General features: G+C 73.3%; 16 protein-coding genes and 1 riboswitch. Of the genes, 8 read left to right on the forward strand and 8 right to left on the reverse strand.

Annotated elements, in window-relative coordinates:
• Positions 1-18: 18 nt before the first annotated feature.
• The 3 genes from IO20_RS0101660 to thiO all read right to left on the reverse strand — a co-directional run bounded on the left by IO20_RS0101660 (position 19) and on the right by thiO (position 2,224).
• A complete protein-coding gene (locus tag IO20_RS0101660) occupies positions 19-813 on the reverse strand; it encodes a thiazole synthase (protein ID WP_030547388.1) in 795 nt (264 codons plus the stop codon).
• Positions 814-818: 5 nt separating this feature from the next.
• Complete coding sequence (thiS, locus tag IO20_RS0101665) at positions 819-1,019, reverse strand: sulfur carrier protein ThiS (protein ID WP_030219578.1); 201 nt, start codon at positions 1,017-1,019, stop codon at positions 819-821.
• A complete protein-coding gene (gene thiO / locus IO20_RS0101670; protein ID WP_030547387.1) occupies positions 1,016-2,224 on the reverse strand; it encodes a glycine oxidase ThiO in 1,209 nt (402 codons plus the stop codon). The genes thiS and thiO overlap by 4 nt, the downstream gene beginning before the upstream one ends.
• Positions 2,222-2,335, reverse strand: a riboswitch (TPP riboswitch). It overlaps the preceding gene by 3 nt.
• Before the next feature lie 82 nt (positions 2,336-2,417).
• Here thiO and IO20_RS0101675 point away from each other — a divergent pair.
• The 5 genes from IO20_RS0101675 (at position 2,418) to IO20_RS0101695 (ending at position 6,794) form a co-directional block, all read left to right on the forward strand.
• Complete coding sequence (locus tag IO20_RS0101675; protein WP_030547384.1) at positions 2,418-3,641, forward strand: NAD(P)/FAD-dependent oxidoreductase; 1,224 nt, start codon at positions 2,418-2,420, stop codon at positions 3,639-3,641.
• A gap of 73 nt (positions 3,642-3,714) precedes the next feature.
• Positions 3,715-4,080, forward strand: a complete 366-nt coding sequence (locus tag IO20_RS0101680) for an Rv2175c family DNA-binding protein (protein ID WP_030219572.1) — start codon at positions 3,715-3,717, stop codon at positions 4,078-4,080.
• Between the two features lie 102 nt (positions 4,081-4,182).
• On the forward strand, positions 4,183-4,836 hold the full coding sequence (gene thiE / locus IO20_RS0101685; RefSeq protein ID WP_030547382.1) for a thiamine phosphate synthase: 654 nt from the start codon (positions 4,183-4,185) through the stop codon (positions 4,834-4,836).
• 155 nt (positions 4,837-4,991) lie between these two features.
• Positions 4,992-5,909 carry a methylenetetrahydrofolate reductase [NAD(P)H] gene (gene metF, locus IO20_RS0101690; RefSeq protein WP_030211497.1) on the forward strand — a complete coding sequence of 306 codons (918 nt, stop codon included), beginning with the start codon at positions 4,992-4,994 and terminating at the stop codon, positions 5,907-5,909.
• 54 nt (positions 5,910-5,963) lie between these two features.
• The gene (locus IO20_RS0101695) at positions 5,964-6,794 is read left to right on the forward strand and encodes a hypothetical protein (RefSeq protein ID WP_030547381.1); all 831 of its coding nucleotides are present in this window, start codon (positions 5,964-5,966) and stop codon (positions 6,792-6,794) included.
• Between the two features lie 69 nt (positions 6,795-6,863).
• On the opposite strand, the gene IO20_RS0101700 is transcribed toward IO20_RS0101695, so the two are convergent.
• From IO20_RS0101700 to IO20_RS0101720, 5 genes are all read right to left on the reverse strand, one after another.
• Positions 6,864-8,285 (reverse strand): phytoene desaturase family protein, encoded by a 1,422-nt coding sequence (locus IO20_RS0101700; RefSeq protein WP_030547380.1) that lies wholly within the window; start codon positions 8,283-8,285, stop codon positions 6,864-6,866.
• Positions 8,286-8,384: 99 nt separating this feature from the next.
• Positions 8,385-9,032 (reverse strand): DUF4126 domain-containing protein, encoded by a 648-nt coding sequence (locus IO20_RS0101705; protein WP_030547379.1) that lies wholly within the window; start codon positions 9,030-9,032, stop codon positions 8,385-8,387.
• A gap of 290 nt (positions 9,033-9,322) precedes the next feature.
• Positions 9,323-9,934: a TetR/AcrR family transcriptional regulator gene (locus IO20_RS0101710; RefSeq protein WP_030547378.1), complete on the reverse strand. Its 612-nt coding sequence runs from the start codon at positions 9,932-9,934 to the stop codon at positions 9,323-9,325.
• 43 nt (positions 9,935-9,977) lie between these two features.
• A complete protein-coding gene (locus tag IO20_RS0101715; RefSeq protein WP_030547377.1) occupies positions 9,978-12,065 on the reverse strand; it encodes a YhgE/Pip domain-containing protein in 2,088 nt (695 codons plus the stop codon).
• Positions 12,037-12,963 carry an ATP-binding cassette domain-containing protein gene (locus IO20_RS0101720; protein WP_030547375.1) on the reverse strand — a complete coding sequence of 309 codons (927 nt, stop codon included), beginning with the start codon at positions 12,961-12,963 and terminating at the stop codon, positions 12,037-12,039. Before IO20_RS0101720 ends, IO20_RS0101715 begins: the two co-directional genes overlap by 29 nt.
• A gap of 165 nt (positions 12,964-13,128) precedes the next feature.
• Here IO20_RS0101720 and IO20_RS36185 point away from each other — a divergent pair, with 165 nt between their 5' ends.
• The 3 genes from IO20_RS36185 (at position 13,129) to IO20_RS0101735 (ending at position 15,238) form a co-directional block, all read left to right on the forward strand.
• The gene (locus IO20_RS36185; protein WP_030547373.1) at positions 13,129-13,704 is read left to right on the forward strand and encodes an SAV_6107 family HEPN domain-containing protein; all 576 of its coding nucleotides are present in this window, start codon (positions 13,129-13,131) and stop codon (positions 13,702-13,704) included.
• 66 nt (positions 13,705-13,770) lie between these two features.
• Positions 13,771-14,559, forward strand: a complete 789-nt coding sequence (locus IO20_RS0101730) for a methyltransferase (protein ID WP_030211512.1) — start codon at positions 13,771-13,773, stop codon at positions 14,557-14,559.
• A gap of 271 nt (positions 14,560-14,830) precedes the next feature.
• Positions 14,831-15,238, forward strand: coding sequence for a DUF3040 domain-containing protein (locus tag IO20_RS0101735; RefSeq protein ID WP_030547372.1), 408 nt, complete (start codon positions 14,831-14,833; stop codon positions 15,236-15,238).
• Positions 15,239-15,388 lie beyond the last annotated feature (150 nt).

Raw genomic sequence — 15,388 nt, forward strand, 5'->3', positions numbered from 1 at the left:
ACGCCCCCGCCGCCCCCGTCAGAACGCCGGGCGTTCCGGGTCCAGGACGGGGCGGCCCTCCATCGGGGAGGACGCCTCCGCGAAGTGGCGGCGGGGGATGCGGCCCGCCCGGTGGGCGAGGCGGCCCCCCTCCACCGCGTGCCGCATCGCCGCCGCCATCAGGACCGGCTCCTGCGCCCGGGTCACCGCCGACGCCAGCATCACCGCCGCGCACCCCAGCTCCATGGCGAGCGCCGCGTCCGACGCGGTGCCCGCGCCCGCGTCGAGGATCACCGGCACCCCGGCCCGTTCCGCGATCAGCTGGAAGTTGTGCGGGTTGCGGATGCCGAGCCCCGAGCCGATCGGGGAGCCGAGCGGCATGATCGCCGCGCACCCCACGTCCTCCAGCTTGCGCGCCAGGACCGGGTCGTCGTTGGTGTAGGGGAGGACGGTGAAGCCGTCGTCGACGAGGGTCTCGGCCGCGGCGAGGAGCTCCTCCCCGTCCGGCAGCAGGGTCCGCTCGTCGGCGACGACCTCCAGCTTGATCCAGTCGGTGCCGAGCGCCTCCCGCGCGAGCCGGGCGGTCAGGACCGCCTCGCCGGCCGTGAAGCAGCCCGCCGTGTTCGGCAGGACCCGGATGCCGAGCCGGTCGAGGACGGACAGGACCGAGCCCTGGACGGTCGGGTCCAGGCGCCGCATGGCGACCGTCGTCAGTTCCGTACCGCTGGCGATCAGCGAGCGTTCCAGGACGTCGAGGCTGGGCGCCCCGCCGGTGCCCATGATGAGGCGCGAGGTGAACTCCGTACCCCCGAGGGTGAACACGTCGTCGGACATCGCGCTCAGCCTCCCTGCACCGCGGTGAGGACCTCGACCCGGTCGCCCTCGCCGAGCGGAGTCGCCGCCCACTCGCCGCGCGGCACGACCGTCTCGTTGAGGGCGGCGGCCACCCCGGAGCGGGACGTGGTCAGGGTCGCGACGAGGGCGTCGAGGGTGAGGGGGCCGGAGAGCTCGCGCGGTTCTCCGTTCACGGACACGTTCATGCGGGCTGCTCCTGACGTACGGGGAGGGCGGGGGAGAAACGGCGGGGGGTGAAGGGGCGCGCCTCGTCCGGGAGGACGCCCGTGGTGAGCACCTCGGCCATGACGTCGCCGGTGACGGGGGTGAGGAGGACCCCGTTGCGGTAGTGGCCGGTGGCCAGGTGGAGGCCGGGCAGGGCGGTGGGGCCGAGCAGCGGCGCGTTGTCCGGGGACGCGGGGCGGAGCCCGGCGAGGGTCTCGGTGAGCGGCAGCTCGGTGAGGCCGGGGACGAGTTCGTGGGCGTCGCGCAGCAGCTCGTACACCCCGCCCGCCGTCACCGTGGTGTCCCAGCCAAGCTCCTCGCTGGTGGCGCCCACGACGAGCTCGCCGTTCGCGCGCGGCACCAGGTAGACGTGGCTGCCCCGGACGACGGCCCGGACGGTACGGGAGAGGAAGGGGGCGTACGGGGCGGGCACCCGCAGCCGCAGGACCTGGCCCTTGACGGGGCGGACGGGCGGCAGCACCTCGGCGGGGACGCCCGCGAGCCGCCCGCTCAGGCTTCCGGCGGCGAGGACGACCTGGTCGGCCGTCAGTTCCCGGTCCCCGGCGAGTACGGCACCGCGCGCCCGGTCCCGTACCACCGTCAGGCTCTGCGCGAGCGCGCGGTGGAAGACCACCCCGGCCCGTTCGCAGGCGACGAGGAGCGCGGCGGCGAGCCGGCGCGGGTCGACCTGGTGGTCGCCGTCGACCCGCAGCCCGCCCCGCACCCCCGGGGCGAGCATCGGTTCGAGGCGGCGGCACTCGCGGCCGCTGAGCCACTCGGAGGTGAGCCCGCAGCGGGTCTGCAGGGCGTGCAGTTCGCGCAGGTGGGCCCGGTCGTCGGCGTCGAGGGCGACGGCGAGGGTGCCGCAGGCGCGGTAGCCGACGTCGTGGCCGGTGAACTCCTGGAGCTCGGCGACGAACGCGGGATAGCGCGCGGCGGAGGCGAGGTTGAGCCCGAGCAGGGTCTCCTCGCCGTAGTGGAGTTCGGTGACGGCGGCGAGCATGCCGGCCGCGACCCGTGCGGCGCCGCCGCCCGGGTCCGGGTCGACGACGGCGGTGCGCAGTCCGCGCCGCGCGGCCCGCCAGGCCGTGACCAGACCGATGATGCCGCCGCCGACGACGAGGACGTCGGAGGTATCGGTGCCATGGGTGGCGTCGGTGACTTCACTGACATCGGAAGAACGCATGGGCGTCCAGCCCCTCCCTTCGCCGGCATGACCCGGATCAGGTTCGTACGGTCGGAGGCCGTCCCAGCCTCCCTCTCAGCCCGGTGCGTCCGGGCTCCCGCGAGTGCTTTACGCCCGCCAGACTAACCGCAGGCCCTTTCGGGGCCCAGGCCCCTCCCTGGCTGACGGTGCGTCAGGAACGTAAGGTGGGCGGGTGAGCGAGCAGAAGCAGGCCCAGCAGCATGTCGTGATCGTCGGCGCCGGGATGGCGGGCGTGCAGACCGCCGTCGCCCTGCGCGAACAGGGCTTCACCGGCCCCGTGACCCTCATCGGGGCCGAGACCCACCAGCCCTACGACCGGCCCCCGCTCTCCAAGGCCATCCTCCTCGGCACGGCCGAGAACTCCGCCTTCGACGTCGACTTCGAGGACCTCGGCATCGAGCTGCGCCTCGGCCTCGACGTCACCGGGCTGCGCGCCGCCGACCACGAGATCGACACCGAGGCCGGGCCCGTCCCGTACGACGTCCTGGTCGTCGCCACCGGGGCCCACCCGGTCACCCTGCCCGGCACCGAGGGCGTCCCCGGGATCCACCTGCTGCGCACCCTCGACGACGCCGTGCGCCTCGGCCCCGTCCTGGAGCGCCGCCACGACGTCGTGGTCGTCGGCGCGGGATGGATCGGCGCCGAGTTCGCCACCGCCGCGCGCGAGGCGGGCTGCGCCGTCACCGTCGTCGAGGCCGCCGACCGCCCCCTCGCCGGCGCCCTGCCCGCCGAGGTCACCACCCCCATGGCCGAGTGGTACGGAGCAGGCGGCGCCGAACTCCTCACCCACGCGCGCGTGGACTCCGTCGAGCCCGGCGCGCCCGGGCGGGTGGTCCTCGCCGACGGCCGCGAGCTCCCCGCCGACGCCGTCGTCGTCGGCATCGGCGCCCGCCCCGCCACCGACTGGCTCGCGGACTCCGGCATCGCCCTCGACCCGAGCGGCGCCGTCACCGCCGACGAGCGGCTGCGCACCTCCCTGCCCGACGTGTACGCCGTCGGCGACTGCGCCTCCTTCCCCTCCGCCCGCTACGGGGAGCGCCTCCTCGTCCACCACTGGGACAACGCGCTCCAGGGCCCCCGCACGGTCGCCGCCACGATCACCGGGGCCGACTCCGGGCCGTACGACCCCGTTCCGTACTTCTGGTCCGAGCAGTTCGGCCGCTTCGTCCAGTACGCCGGGCACCACGCGGGCGCGGACGAGCTGCTGTGGCGCGGCGACCCGGCCGGGGAAGCCTGGTCCGTGCTCTGGCTGCGCGCCGGAACGCTGGTGGCCCTCCTCGCCGTCGGCCGCCCCCGCGACCTGGCCCAGGGCCGCAAGCTCATCGAGACGGCCGCGCACGTCGACCCCGCACGCGCCGCCGACCCGGCCGTGCCCCTGAAGGCGGCGGTCCGATAGGTCCGTCCCCCTGAAGGAGGCGTCGCACGGGGCCCGGGTACCGGCTGTCGGTCCGGGATGGCAGGCTTGTCCTGTGACCGAGATTGACGTAAAGATCGATGCGCTCGTCCCCGCCTGGCTCTACGTGCCCGACATCGCGGAGATGCTCGATGTCGAGGTGACGCGCGTGCGGCAGCTGATCAAGGAAGGTCAGCTCATCGCCGTGCGCCGTGGAGAGAACAACGCCCTGCAGATTCCCGCCGCCTTCATCCAGGGCGACAAGATCGTCAAGGGCCTCGTCGGGCTCCTGACCGTGCTGCGGGACGACGGCTTCACCGACGAGGAGATGCTGGAGTGGCTCTTCACTCCGGACGAGAGCCTGCCGGGCACGCCCGCGCAGGCGCTCAACGAGAACCGCGGCACGGAGGTGAAGCGCCGCGCCCAGGCGCTCGCCCTCTGAGGCACGCACGCACCAGGACACCATCAGCGGGTGTCGCGGCGACCGGCCCTTCGCGGGGCCGGCCGCCGCGGCGCCGGCGACACCGACGGGGGGAACCCACCCATGCCCACGCCTCGTGAGCGGCTCGCCGACGCCCGGCTCTACCTCTGCACCGACGCGCGGAAGCGCCAGGGCGACCTGCCCGCCTTCCTCGACGCCGTGCTCTCCTCCGGCGTGGACATCGTGCAGCTCCGCGACAAGGGCATGGAGGCCGGTGAGGAGCTGGAGCACCTCGCCGTCTTCGCCGAAGCCGCCCGCCGGCACGGCAGACTGCTCGCCGTGAACGACCGGGCCGACGTCGCCCACGCCATCGGCTCCGACGTGCTCCACCTGGGCCAGGGCGACCTTCCCGTGCCCGCCGCCCGCGCGATCCTCGGCGAGGACGTCCTGATCGGCCGTTCCTGCCACGCCGAGACCGAGGTGGCCGCGGCCGCCGCCGAACCGGGCGTGGACTACTTCTGCACCGGGCCCTGCTGGCCCACCCCCACCAAGCCCGGACGGTACGCGCCGGGCCTCGGCCTCGTGCGGTACGCGGCCGGGCTGGCCCAGGACCGGCCCTGGTTCGCCATCGGCGGCATCGACGAGACCAACCTCGACGAGGTCCTGGACGCGGGCGCGCGCCGGATCGTCGTCGTCCGCGCGATCACCGAGGCCGACGACCCGGCCGCCGCGACGGCCGCCCTCGCCAAGCGGGTACGGGAGCGCGCGGAAGTCTAGGACCTGCCTTCCCGGCAGCACCCGGAGGGGCTCGCGAGGGCATCCGCCGGGCCTCCGCCGGGCGCCAGGCGGCGTGACCGGCGGTGTGTCCGAAAAGGTGTCCAGCACTCGGACGCCGTTTACGCGGCTTCCCGGACCGCGTCTAACCTGCCCGTATGGCCCTTGGTACCGCTTCCGTCCGCTCCGACCGCGCTCGCACGGTCCGCGACATCCTCGCCTCCGGCGGCACGTCGTACTCCTTCGAGTTCTACGCGCCCCGGACCGAGAAGGGCGAGCAGGGCCTCTGGAACGCCATGCGGCGGGTCGAGGCGGTCGGGCCGAGCTTCGTCTCCGTGACCTACGGCGCCGGCGGCTCCACCCGCGGCGGCACCGTGAAGGCCACCCAGAAGATCGCCTCCGACACCACGCTCACCCCCGTCGCCCACCTCACGGCCGTCGACCACTCGGTGGCCGAGCTGCGCAACGTCCTCGGCCAGTACGCCGACGCCGGCATCCGCAACATGCTCGCGCTGCGCGGCGACCCGGCCGGCGACCCGCTGGGCGAGTGGGTCGAGCACCCCGAGGGCGTGCGCTACGCGGCCGACCTCGTCCGGCTGATCAAGGAGTCGGGCGACTTCTGCGTGGGCGTCGCCGCCTTCCCCGAGATGCACCCCCGCTCCACCGACTGGGACACGGACATCCGGCACTTCGTGGACAAGTGCCGCGCGGGCGCCGACTACGCGATCACCCAGATGTTCTTCGACCCGGAGAACTATCTGCGACTCCGCGACAGCGTCGCGAAGGCGGGCTGCGAGACCCCGATCATCCCCGAGGTCATGCCCGTCGTGAACGTGAAGACCCTCGACCGGCTGCCCCAGCTGAGCAACGCGCTCTTCCCCCCGGACGTGAAAGAGCGCATCCTCGCCGTCAAGGACGATCCCGCCGCTGTACGCTCCATCGGTATCGAGTTCGCGACGGAGTTCTGCGCGCGGCTGCTCTCCGAGGGTGTCCCCGGACTGCACTTCATCACGCTGAACAGTTCCACCGCGACGCTCGAGATCTACGAGAATCTCGGACTGCACCAGCAGTCGTGACCGGTCGTACCCGCCCCGACCCGCGGCGGTGACCGTGGAGAGGGGCGGCGGGGCATGGGGTGGACGGTCCTCTACATCGCGTTCGGCGTGGTCGCACTGTGGCTGCTGGGGGAGGTGCTCCTCCAGTACAAGGCACGGCTGCGCTGGCGGGTGCTCGCCTTCTGCGGCTTCCTCGGTGTGGTCCTGGGCGTACTGCTGCCCTCGGTGGCGGTGATCATCGTGGGGGCGGTCGCCTTCGCCGTCGGCCAGACCTATGTGACGCTCTCCTTCCGCCGCGGCTTCTCCACCGGCTGGGCGATCGGCGGCAACCCGGGAGCGAGCCGTCGCCGCCGGTCCGGTGGGGCGGCCAAGGCAGGGCCGACCCTCGAGGTCACCGAGCTCTCCTACGACGGCCAGGACCCCGGGTACACCGTGCCCGACGAGGCCGACGTCCACGCGGCCGCAGAGACGACCGCGGTCTACGAGCCGCTGCCGATTCCCGAGGACACCGGCCAGTACGCGGTCTACGGCGGCGCCCACCAGGGCGCCGGGCACCAGGACGCCGGTCAGGGTGGCGGGTACGCGCCGCAGCAGCCCGCCTACGACCCGTACGCCCCCGGCTACGAGCAGCAGCCCGCCTACGACTACGGCGCCGCCGGACAGCAGCAGTACGCCGCCTACTCCGACCCGTACATCGGCCCGGGCACGGACGGCCAGCAGTACGGCTCCTACTACGGCGACCCGTACGCCCCCTCGTACACCTACGACACGCCGCCCGGCGGTGTCTGGGTCCCGCAGCAGCGCGACGCCGAGCCGGCGCCCCAGCCGCCGCAGCAGCAGCCGGACGCCCCGGGCACGTACGGCTACGAGCCGCACCCGGACGACCAGCAGCAGTACCGGTACTGAGTCGTACCGGTACCGAGTGACCGTGAGACGGTGAAGGCCCCGGCGCGTCGCGCCGGGGCCTTCGCGTGCTCACCGCGAGCCGCGGAAGTCCGCGCCCTCCACGATGAACCCCGCCACGAGCGCGCCCGACATGCCCGCGTGGGCCAGCCCGCCGCCGGGATGGGACCAGCCGCCCGCGAGCCAGAGGCCCGGCAGCGGTGACCGGTTGGCGGCCGGGAGCAGCAGGCCGTCGGCCCCGGCGAGCGCCGGTCCCGGCACCTCGGCGGCGCCCGTGTCCCGCCGTACGTCCTCCGGGGTGCGGACGTGCCGCCAGAGGAGCCGCTCCCGCAGCCCCGGGACCGCCCGCCCGGCCGCCTCGACCATGCCGTCGGCGAAGGCCTCCCACGCACCCGCGTCCCGCTCCGGAGACGTACGGACGGTCGCGGTGACCGTCACCGACTCGTGGTCCGCGTCGGGGCGCAGCGCCGGGTCGTCCGGACGCAGCACCGTCACCGTCGGCCGATCGCCGTCCGCGTGCACGACCGTGCGGTGGACCCCCGCCGACTCACGGGGCCCGCGCAGCGCCAGACAGACCGTCACCCGGCTCGTGCCGAGCACCTGATGGCGAGGTAGGCCGTCGCTCTGCGGGGGGAGGGCCGGCACCGGGGCCCCGGAGACGACGTGGTCGGCCTCGACGGTGTCGCCTCCGGCCAGCCGGACGCCGACCGCCCGGCCGTCCTTCTCCAGGACGTCCTCCACGGGCGTGTCGAAGACGAACTCGACACGCCGCTTCCGGCACCGCTCGTACACCGCGTCCGCGAGCGCCCGCAGCCCCCCGCCCACGTACCAGCTGCCGAAGGTCTGCTCCATGTACGGCAGGACGGCGGCCGAGGCCGGGGCGGTCGCCGGGTCGAAGCCGTACGTCCACGCGTACGCGTCGAGGAGGGCGGCCAGCCTCGGGTCGCGCAGCTCCCGCGTCCCGATCCGCGCGAGCGTCGTCGTGGGACGGCGCAACAGGCCCGGCTTCAGGGCCGGGTACGGCTCACGGGCGAGCGGGGTGGGGTCGGCAGGCTGGGGCTCCTCCAGGAGCGGGCGGCGGGTGCGGTCCCAGGCCTCGCGGGCGCGGACCAGGAAGTCGCCCCAGCGCTCGCCCGCTCCGGCTCCCAGAGCCGCGTCCAGGGCGGCGACCGTACCGGCCCGGGAGGCGTTCGGCAGGTCCACGCGGGTGCCGTCGGCGAAGACGTGCCGGCTCGCCGGGTCGACCTGCGTCAGCGCGACGCACTCCTCGAGGGGCTCCTTGCCGGTTTTCACGAACAGGTCCCGGTACACGGCGGGCAGGTGCAGCAGTCCGGGGCCGGTGTCGAAGGCGAACCCGTCCCGCTCGAAGCGGCCGACCGCGCCGCCGTACGTCGCGCCCCGCTCGTACACCGTCACCCGGTGGCCCGCCACGGCCAGCCGGGCCGCCGCCGCCATGGCGCCGAGTCCCGCGCCGATCACCACAATCCGTGCCATGCCGGCGACTCTATCCGGCGCCTCGGACACTCCCGTACGGCCGGTCGGGCGTCGGTCGGGGAGCCGACGGGGAGCGGTCGGACGTCGGCGGAGGGGTGGTCAGAAGTGCTCCGAGCCGTCCTCCGACGGTGGTCGCGAGCGGGCCCCGGCCGTCACGTCCACGAGCCGTCTCTCCTCCCTGCGCTGGGACCTGCGGCGCAGGAAGCGGCGGATCCGCTTCGCCAGGAAGACCAGTATCGCCAGACCGAGGGCGAGCAGGACGGCCGCGATGACCGCCGCCGCCACCGGATGGAAGATCGCGAAGGTGACGATCGCCGCGACCCCGAGGTCCTCCGCCAGGCTCAGCGCGACGTTGGAGAACGGCTCGGGCGAGGTGTTGACCGCCATCCTCGTCCCCGCCTTGACGAAGTGGCTCAACAAGGCCGTCGAACCGCCGACGGCACCCGCCGCCAGCTGGGGCAGCGAACCGTCCTGCCCGGCGAGCAGGGCGCCGACGACGGCCCCCGAGACCGGCCGGATCACCGTGTGGACCGAGTCCCATATCGAGTCGACGTACGGGATCTTGTCCGCCACCGCCTCGCACAGGAAGAGCACACCGGCGACGACGAGGACATCGGTGCGCTGCAAGGACTCGGGCACCTCGTCGGTGAGCCCGGTCGCGCCGAAGACGCCGAACAGCAGGACCACCGCGTACGCGTTGATCCCGCTCGCCCAGCCGCTGGTGAACACCAGGGGGAGTACGGACACGCCCGCGATCGTAACCAGGACTGAGTACCCGTACCTAGGGGTCGAGATGAGTAGATGCGCGGATGGGCGGGGCAGCCCCCGCGGGAGAGAGTGGAGTCACGGAAGGGGCGCGGCTCCGGCACCGCCGGCACGGGGCTGCGGAACGGGGCCGCGCACCTGACGGCACGGGGGTGCGTGAAAAAGAAACCGGTGCGGCGAGGCTCGGGGGGATCGAGCCTCGCCGCACCGGTCTTTTCGTGATCCACGCGCGCGTGTCGCCGTTCCGCTGAGCCACGCGCGCGTGCCGTTCGCTACTTGCCGCCGCCCACCCGGCCGTGCAGCAGCCGCGAGAGCGCCGCGTGCACGTCGTCGAGCGACCGCTCGCTCTGGAAGGCCTGCCAGTCGAGGGCCGCCACGAGGACCATGCCGACAAGCGCCGCCGCCGTCAGCTGGACGTCGATGTCCTCGCTCAGCTCACCGGCCGCGACCCCCTCCCGCAGCACCCCCTCGACCACCGCGACCGCCTCCTGGCGGACCACCAGGAGCGTCGAGTTCCAGGCCCTGTTGGTGCGCCAGAGCTCGGCCACGTACAGCTGGGTGAAGGCCGGGTAGCGGTCGATGAAGACGAGGCCCGCCCGAATCATCGCGTCGAGCGCGTCGACCCGGCTCCCGCCGCGCTCGGCGGTCTCCTCTGCCGCCGAGCGCAGCGAGGCCGTGAGCAGCGACACGCCGTGGCGCAGCAGCTCCTCGAAGAGCTCGGTCTTGCTCTTGAAGTTGTAGTAGACCGTGCCCTTGGCCACGCCGGCCCGCTCGGCGATCTCGTCCACCGTCGTCGCGGAGAAACCCTGCTCCGCGATGAGGGTGACGGCCGCCTCGTAGAGCTTCGCGCGCGTGGCCTGGCGTCGGGTGCTGCTGCTGTCCATGGGGTCGATTCTCACAGGTGTGGCGGATGGCACAGGACCGCTCTCACAGGGTGAGTTCGGGGTGGAGGCGGTCGAGCGTCCAGACCTGGCGCTTGCGGGCCGAGACGGCGGTGAGGGCCAGGGCGCCCAGGGTGAAGGCGGTCAGGACCGCGCAGGCCTGCCAGACGGGCCCGATCCCGCCGCCCGTGATCAGCCGGCGCAGCGCCTCGACCACGTAGGTCATCGGGAGGAACGGGTGCACGGCGTTGAAGAAGCCCGGACTGGTCTGGACGGGGTACGTGCCGCCCGCCGAGGTCAGCTGGAGCATCAGGACGGCGAGGACCAGGATCCGGCCGGCCGCGCCGAAGCGGGCGTTGAGCCACTGGATGATCGCCGCGAAGCAGCAGGTGACCAGCGCCAGGAAGCCGACGGTTCCGGCGGCCCGGTCCATCTGGAGGCCGAGGCCCCAGTGCAGCACGGACATGAGGGCGGCGACCTGGAGGATGCCGATCGCCGCCACCGGGAACCAGCCCGCGAGCGCGATCCGCCAGGCGGAGGCACCGGCGGCCAGGGCACGCCGGTTCATCGGCTGGATGATCATGTACGCGACCATCGCGCCGACCCAGAGGGAGAGCGGGATGAAGTACGGGGCGAAACCGGTGCCGTAGTTCGGTGCCTTGTGCAGCGACTGGGAGGCCAGCTGTACGGGGTCCGCCATGACCTCCGTACGCCGGTCACGGTCCTGCTTGTCGTAGTCCGGGATCTGCTCGACGCCGTCGTGCAGACCACCGGCCAGCTCGCCCGAGCCGTCGGCCAGCTTGAACAGACCGCCGTCGAGGGCTCCGGCGCCCTTCTTGAGCTTGCCGACCCCGGTGTCGAGGCTGACGGAACCGGCCTTGGCGTCGGTGATGCCGGTGTGCAGCCGGTCCGCGCCCGCCGCGACCTTCTTCGCGCCCGCGTTCAGCTCGTTGATCTTCCGGATGGCGTCCTCGACGTCCTCGTCGAGGTGCGGGGCGCGGGTGGCCAGTTCGTCGGCCTGCTTCTTGAGCGTGACGAGCCGGGCGTCCAGGACCTTCAGATCGCCGCTGCTGTCCTTGGTCAGCTCGTGCACGTCGTCCGCGATGGTGGCCACGTCGTCGGCGGTGACCGAGGCCTTCTTCAGCTTCTCGCAGATCCGGGCGTCGGCCTCCGGCTTCAGCTCGCATTCCTCGCGGTGGATCGCGGCCAGACCGTCGTCCGCCTCGTGGGCCGCGGCGCGGAGCACCGGAGCGCGCTTGACCAGGTCGGCGAGGTTGTTGCGGACGGCGGTGGTGGAGTCCGAGACGAGACGGGCGGTGTCGCGGATCGACTTGCCGTTGTTCGCCAGGTAGGGACGGACCTTGTCGGCGGTGCCGTTGACCTTGTCGGCGAGCGACTGGGTGCCGTTCGCGACCTGGCGGGAGCCGCTCTCCAGGTCCTTGGCGCCCTTGTCGAGCTTCTTCAGTCCTGCGGCCAGGTCGCCGCTGCCGGTCTTGGCGGTCTTCAGACCGTCCGCCAGGTCCTTGGAGCCCTTCTTCGCCTTGTCCACGCCCTGCTTGAGGTCGTCGGCGCCCTTGGCGGCCTTCGCGGTCGCGTCGTGGATGTCGGAGAAGGAGATGAAGATCTTGTCCAGGAAGGAGCGCGAGGACTTGGTGGAGGCCGCGGTGCGCACCTCGGAGAAGACCGTCCGCGAGATCTGGCCGACGATGTAGTTGTTGGCGTCGTTCGTCCGCACCCGGAGGGCGCCGGTCTCGGGGGAGTCGCCGGAGCTGGAGGCGATCCGGGAGCTGAAGTCGCCGGGCATGGTCAGGGACAGGTAGTACGTCCCGTTCTCGACGCCCTCGCGTGCCTCGGCGTCGCTCACCCGGTGCCAGGCGAAGGTGCTGCTCTCCAGGAGCCCCTCGGTGATGTCGTCACCGGCGTTGATCGGCTTGCCATCGGCGGTGGCGCCCCGGTCCTCGTTGACGAGGGCCACGGGGATCTTGTCGAGCCTGCTGTACGGATCCCAGAACGAGTACAGGTACAGGGCGCCGTACAGCAGGGGCAGCAGCAGGATCGCGACGAGTGCGGCGCGCGGCAGCTTTCCCCTGCCGAAACGCTTCAGCTCAAGCGCGGCCAGTTTCGGCGAGCGCATCGGCCGCCCCCTCCTCGGTCGTGTCGTTCTCGGTGTCGTTCTCGGAGTCGGCATCGGAGCCGGAGTCTGTGCCGGCTTCGGCTTCGGCTTCCGTTTCGGCTTCCGCTTCGGGTTCGTCGTTGTCGTTGTCGTTGTCGTTGTCGTCGTCCGGTGCCGCCTGCGCGGCGGGTGTCTCCGGCGCCGTGGCGTCCCCGCGCGTGGTGATCCGCAGGGCGTCCTCCGGAGCCTCGCTGCAGACGGCGAGGACGGTCGTCCCGGAAGCGGCCACCGAGCGCAGCAGCGCCCAGGCCTCGGCCCGGTCGGTGTCCGAGAGCTTCAGGTCCGTGTCGTCCACGGCGAGCAGCCGCGGGCGGCCGATCAGGGCCAGGGCGATCGAGAGCCGCAGTGCCTCGAGCCGCTCCAGGTCCCGTACGGAGGTCCGCTCGCCCTTCGGCAGCGTGGAGAGGTCGAGCCCCGCGGCCTGCAGGGCCTCCTCGATCCGGGCCCGGGTGGCCGCGGCCCGCTCGGACGGGCGCCGCAGCAGCCCGCGGACGGAACCGTCGTAACGGCGCTGGAGCAGGGCCCGCTCGCCCAGGTGCTCGGCGACCGTGAAGGCCGGGTCCAGCTCGCTGACGCCCGGCACGTGTCCGAGGGCGCCGATCCGGCGCACCGCGGCCATCTTCCGGGGCAGCGGGAGACCGCCCACCTCGGCGGTGCCCTCCTTGGCCTTCATCCGCCCGGTGAGCGCGAGCAGCAGACAGGTGCGGCCCGAACCCGAGGGTCCTTCGATCGCCACCAGCGCGCCCGGCTCCGCCCGGAAGGACACCCCCCGGAAGGCCCAGCCGCGCGGCCCCTTCAGCCCGAAGCCGTCCGCGACGACGGCGGCGCCGCGCGGCCGCTCATCGGCTTCCGCTCCCACGGCCCCCCACCCCCTGTTCCCCTTTTTGAACTGACTGGTCAGTGCAAAAACTACCCCGGTCGTGGATTTCGAGCAAAAGCCCAGGTCAGGGGCGTTGTCAGTGGGGCCGGGCACGATGGACACATACGGCCACGACGCCGTCACGCGACGACAGGAGGACTCGTCATGGCAAGCCCTTCCGCAGCAGCCGCGCCCCGCCGCGACCCCGGAGGCCGTCCCGTCCCCGCCGCACTGTTCGCCCCTGCAGCGTCCGGCCCGGCGGCGTCCGGCTCCGGGTCCGGACCCGCGTCCGACGTCCACCCCGTGCCGCGTCGCGCCGCCGCCCCGCCCGCAGCCCTCGACCTCCTCGCCAAGGCCCGCGCGGGACTGGCCGAGGCCGCCACCCTCGACCGCCCCCACGAGCGGTACGCCGCCGCCCACCTCGCCGCGCTCAGAGCCGCCGCCGCCGTGCTCGCCGCCCGCGCCCGGCCCCTGCCGGGCCCCCGCCGAAGGCAGCCGATACGGAGCGCCTGGGAGCTCCTCGCAGGGCTCGCGCCGGAGCTGACCGAGTGGAGCGCCCTCTTCGCCTCGGGCGCCGGGCGCAGAGCCCGGGCCGAGGCCGGAATCACGAGCGCGGCGACCCCGCGCGAGGCCGACGACCTGCTCAGGGACGCCGCCCACTTCCTCCGCCTGGTCGAGCGGCTGCTCGCCCTCAAGCCGGTGCCGCCCCGCAGGACCGGGACGGACGAGACGGACGGATGATCCGGAACGCGGGACCGAGGCCATAGGGTGGGGAGGTCCGTACCCGTCACCGAGGAGTCAACAGCCGTGCCGGACCCTTCCTCTGTCTTCGGTCGAGAGGCGACGTCACGTCCGTCGCGCGCCTCCCTCCGTACCGCCGTCGTCTGGGACGTCCTCAAAGACGCCCTCGACCGCCGGATCGAGGCCACCGGGAAGGACAGCCTCGACGTCCTCGACACGGGCGGCGGCTCCGGGAACTTCGCGGTTCCGGTCGCCCGCCTCGGCCACCGGGTCACCGTCGTCGACCCCAGCCCCAACGCGCTCTTCGCGCTGGAGCGCCGGGCCGCCGAGGCCGGCGTCGCCGACCTGGTGACCGGTGTCCAGGGCGACATCAGCGGCCTCTTCGACGTGGCCGGGCGAGAGGGATACGACGCCGTGCTCTGCCACGGGGTCCTGGAGTACGTCGACGACCCCGCCGAGGGCGTGCGCAACGCGGTCGCCGCGCTCCGGCCCGGCGGCAGCCTCAGCCTGCTCGCCGCCGGACTCGGCGGCGCCGTCCTCGCCCGCGCGCTCGCCGGGCACTTCACCGAGGCCCGGCACGCGCTCTCCGACCCGGCGGGCCGCTGGGGCGCGGGCGACCCGGTGCCCCGGCGCTTCACCGCCGAGCAGCTCGGCGAACTGGCCGAAGCGGCCGGAATCGACATCGGCGCCGTACACGGCGTCCGGGTCTTCGCCGACCTCGTCCCCGGCGTCCTCGTCGACACCGAGCCCGGTGCGGCGGAGGCCCTGCTCAAGCTGGAGGCGGCGGCGGCCGAGCTGCCCGCCTTCCACGCGATCGCCACGCAGCTGCACGTCCTGGGCGAGAAGCGGGCCTGAGCTGGAGCCCACCCGTTCGACGGTGCGGGTCGCGGCGCTCGATGGAGTACGCCACAGCCCGCCCCGTATCGGGCTTCGCCCCGTATGATCGGGGGACAGCATCCGGCATGACGGAGGAGGGGCTGGGGAATCAACGCCTCAGCAACCGATCCGCATGGCGGCCCGGATTGGCTAATCGGCATTGAGGGCGGGTTTCACGGGGGCGAATCCCTGCCTATCCTGAAAGGGCCGCAAACCGGTCGCCCCCGCGACCGACGACTAGGAGGACTCCGTGCCGCTCTCGGAGCACGAGCAGCGAATGCTCGAGCAGATGGAGCGAGCGCTGTACGCCGAAGATCCCAAGTTCGCGACAGCGCTCGAGGGAAGCGGACTGCGTACGTACACCCGGCGACGGGTCTACCAGGCAGTCGCCGGCTTCCTGGTGGGTATCGCGCTCCTCATGGCCGGAATGGTCGCACAGCAGATCTGGATCAGCGTGGTGGGATTCCTCGTCATGCTGGGCTGCGCGGTCCTGGCCGTCACCGGGTGGCGCAAGGCGCCGAAACCGGGTGAGCAGCAGGCCGGGGGTGGGACGGCGGCAGGTGGCCGTCAGACCCGGCAGCAGCGACGCTCCATGATGAACCGAATGGAAGAGCGGTGGCAGCGCCGCCGCGACGAGCAGCAGGGCGGCGGCCACTGACGGGCCCCGAGCGGTAGCCCCGCACCCGCACATGACCGAGCCCCGCAGGCCGCGCCACTCGCGCGACCGGCGGGGCTCGGTCGTACCCGCACACACTCACGGCCCGCGCCCTGCCCGTCCGTGGATGCCGGGGCCCCGGCATCCACGGAG

Source organism: Streptomyces exfoliatus (assembly GCF_000725545.1).
GTDB lineage: Bacteria > Actinomycetota > Actinomycetes > Streptomycetales > Streptomycetaceae > Streptomyces > Streptomyces exfoliatus.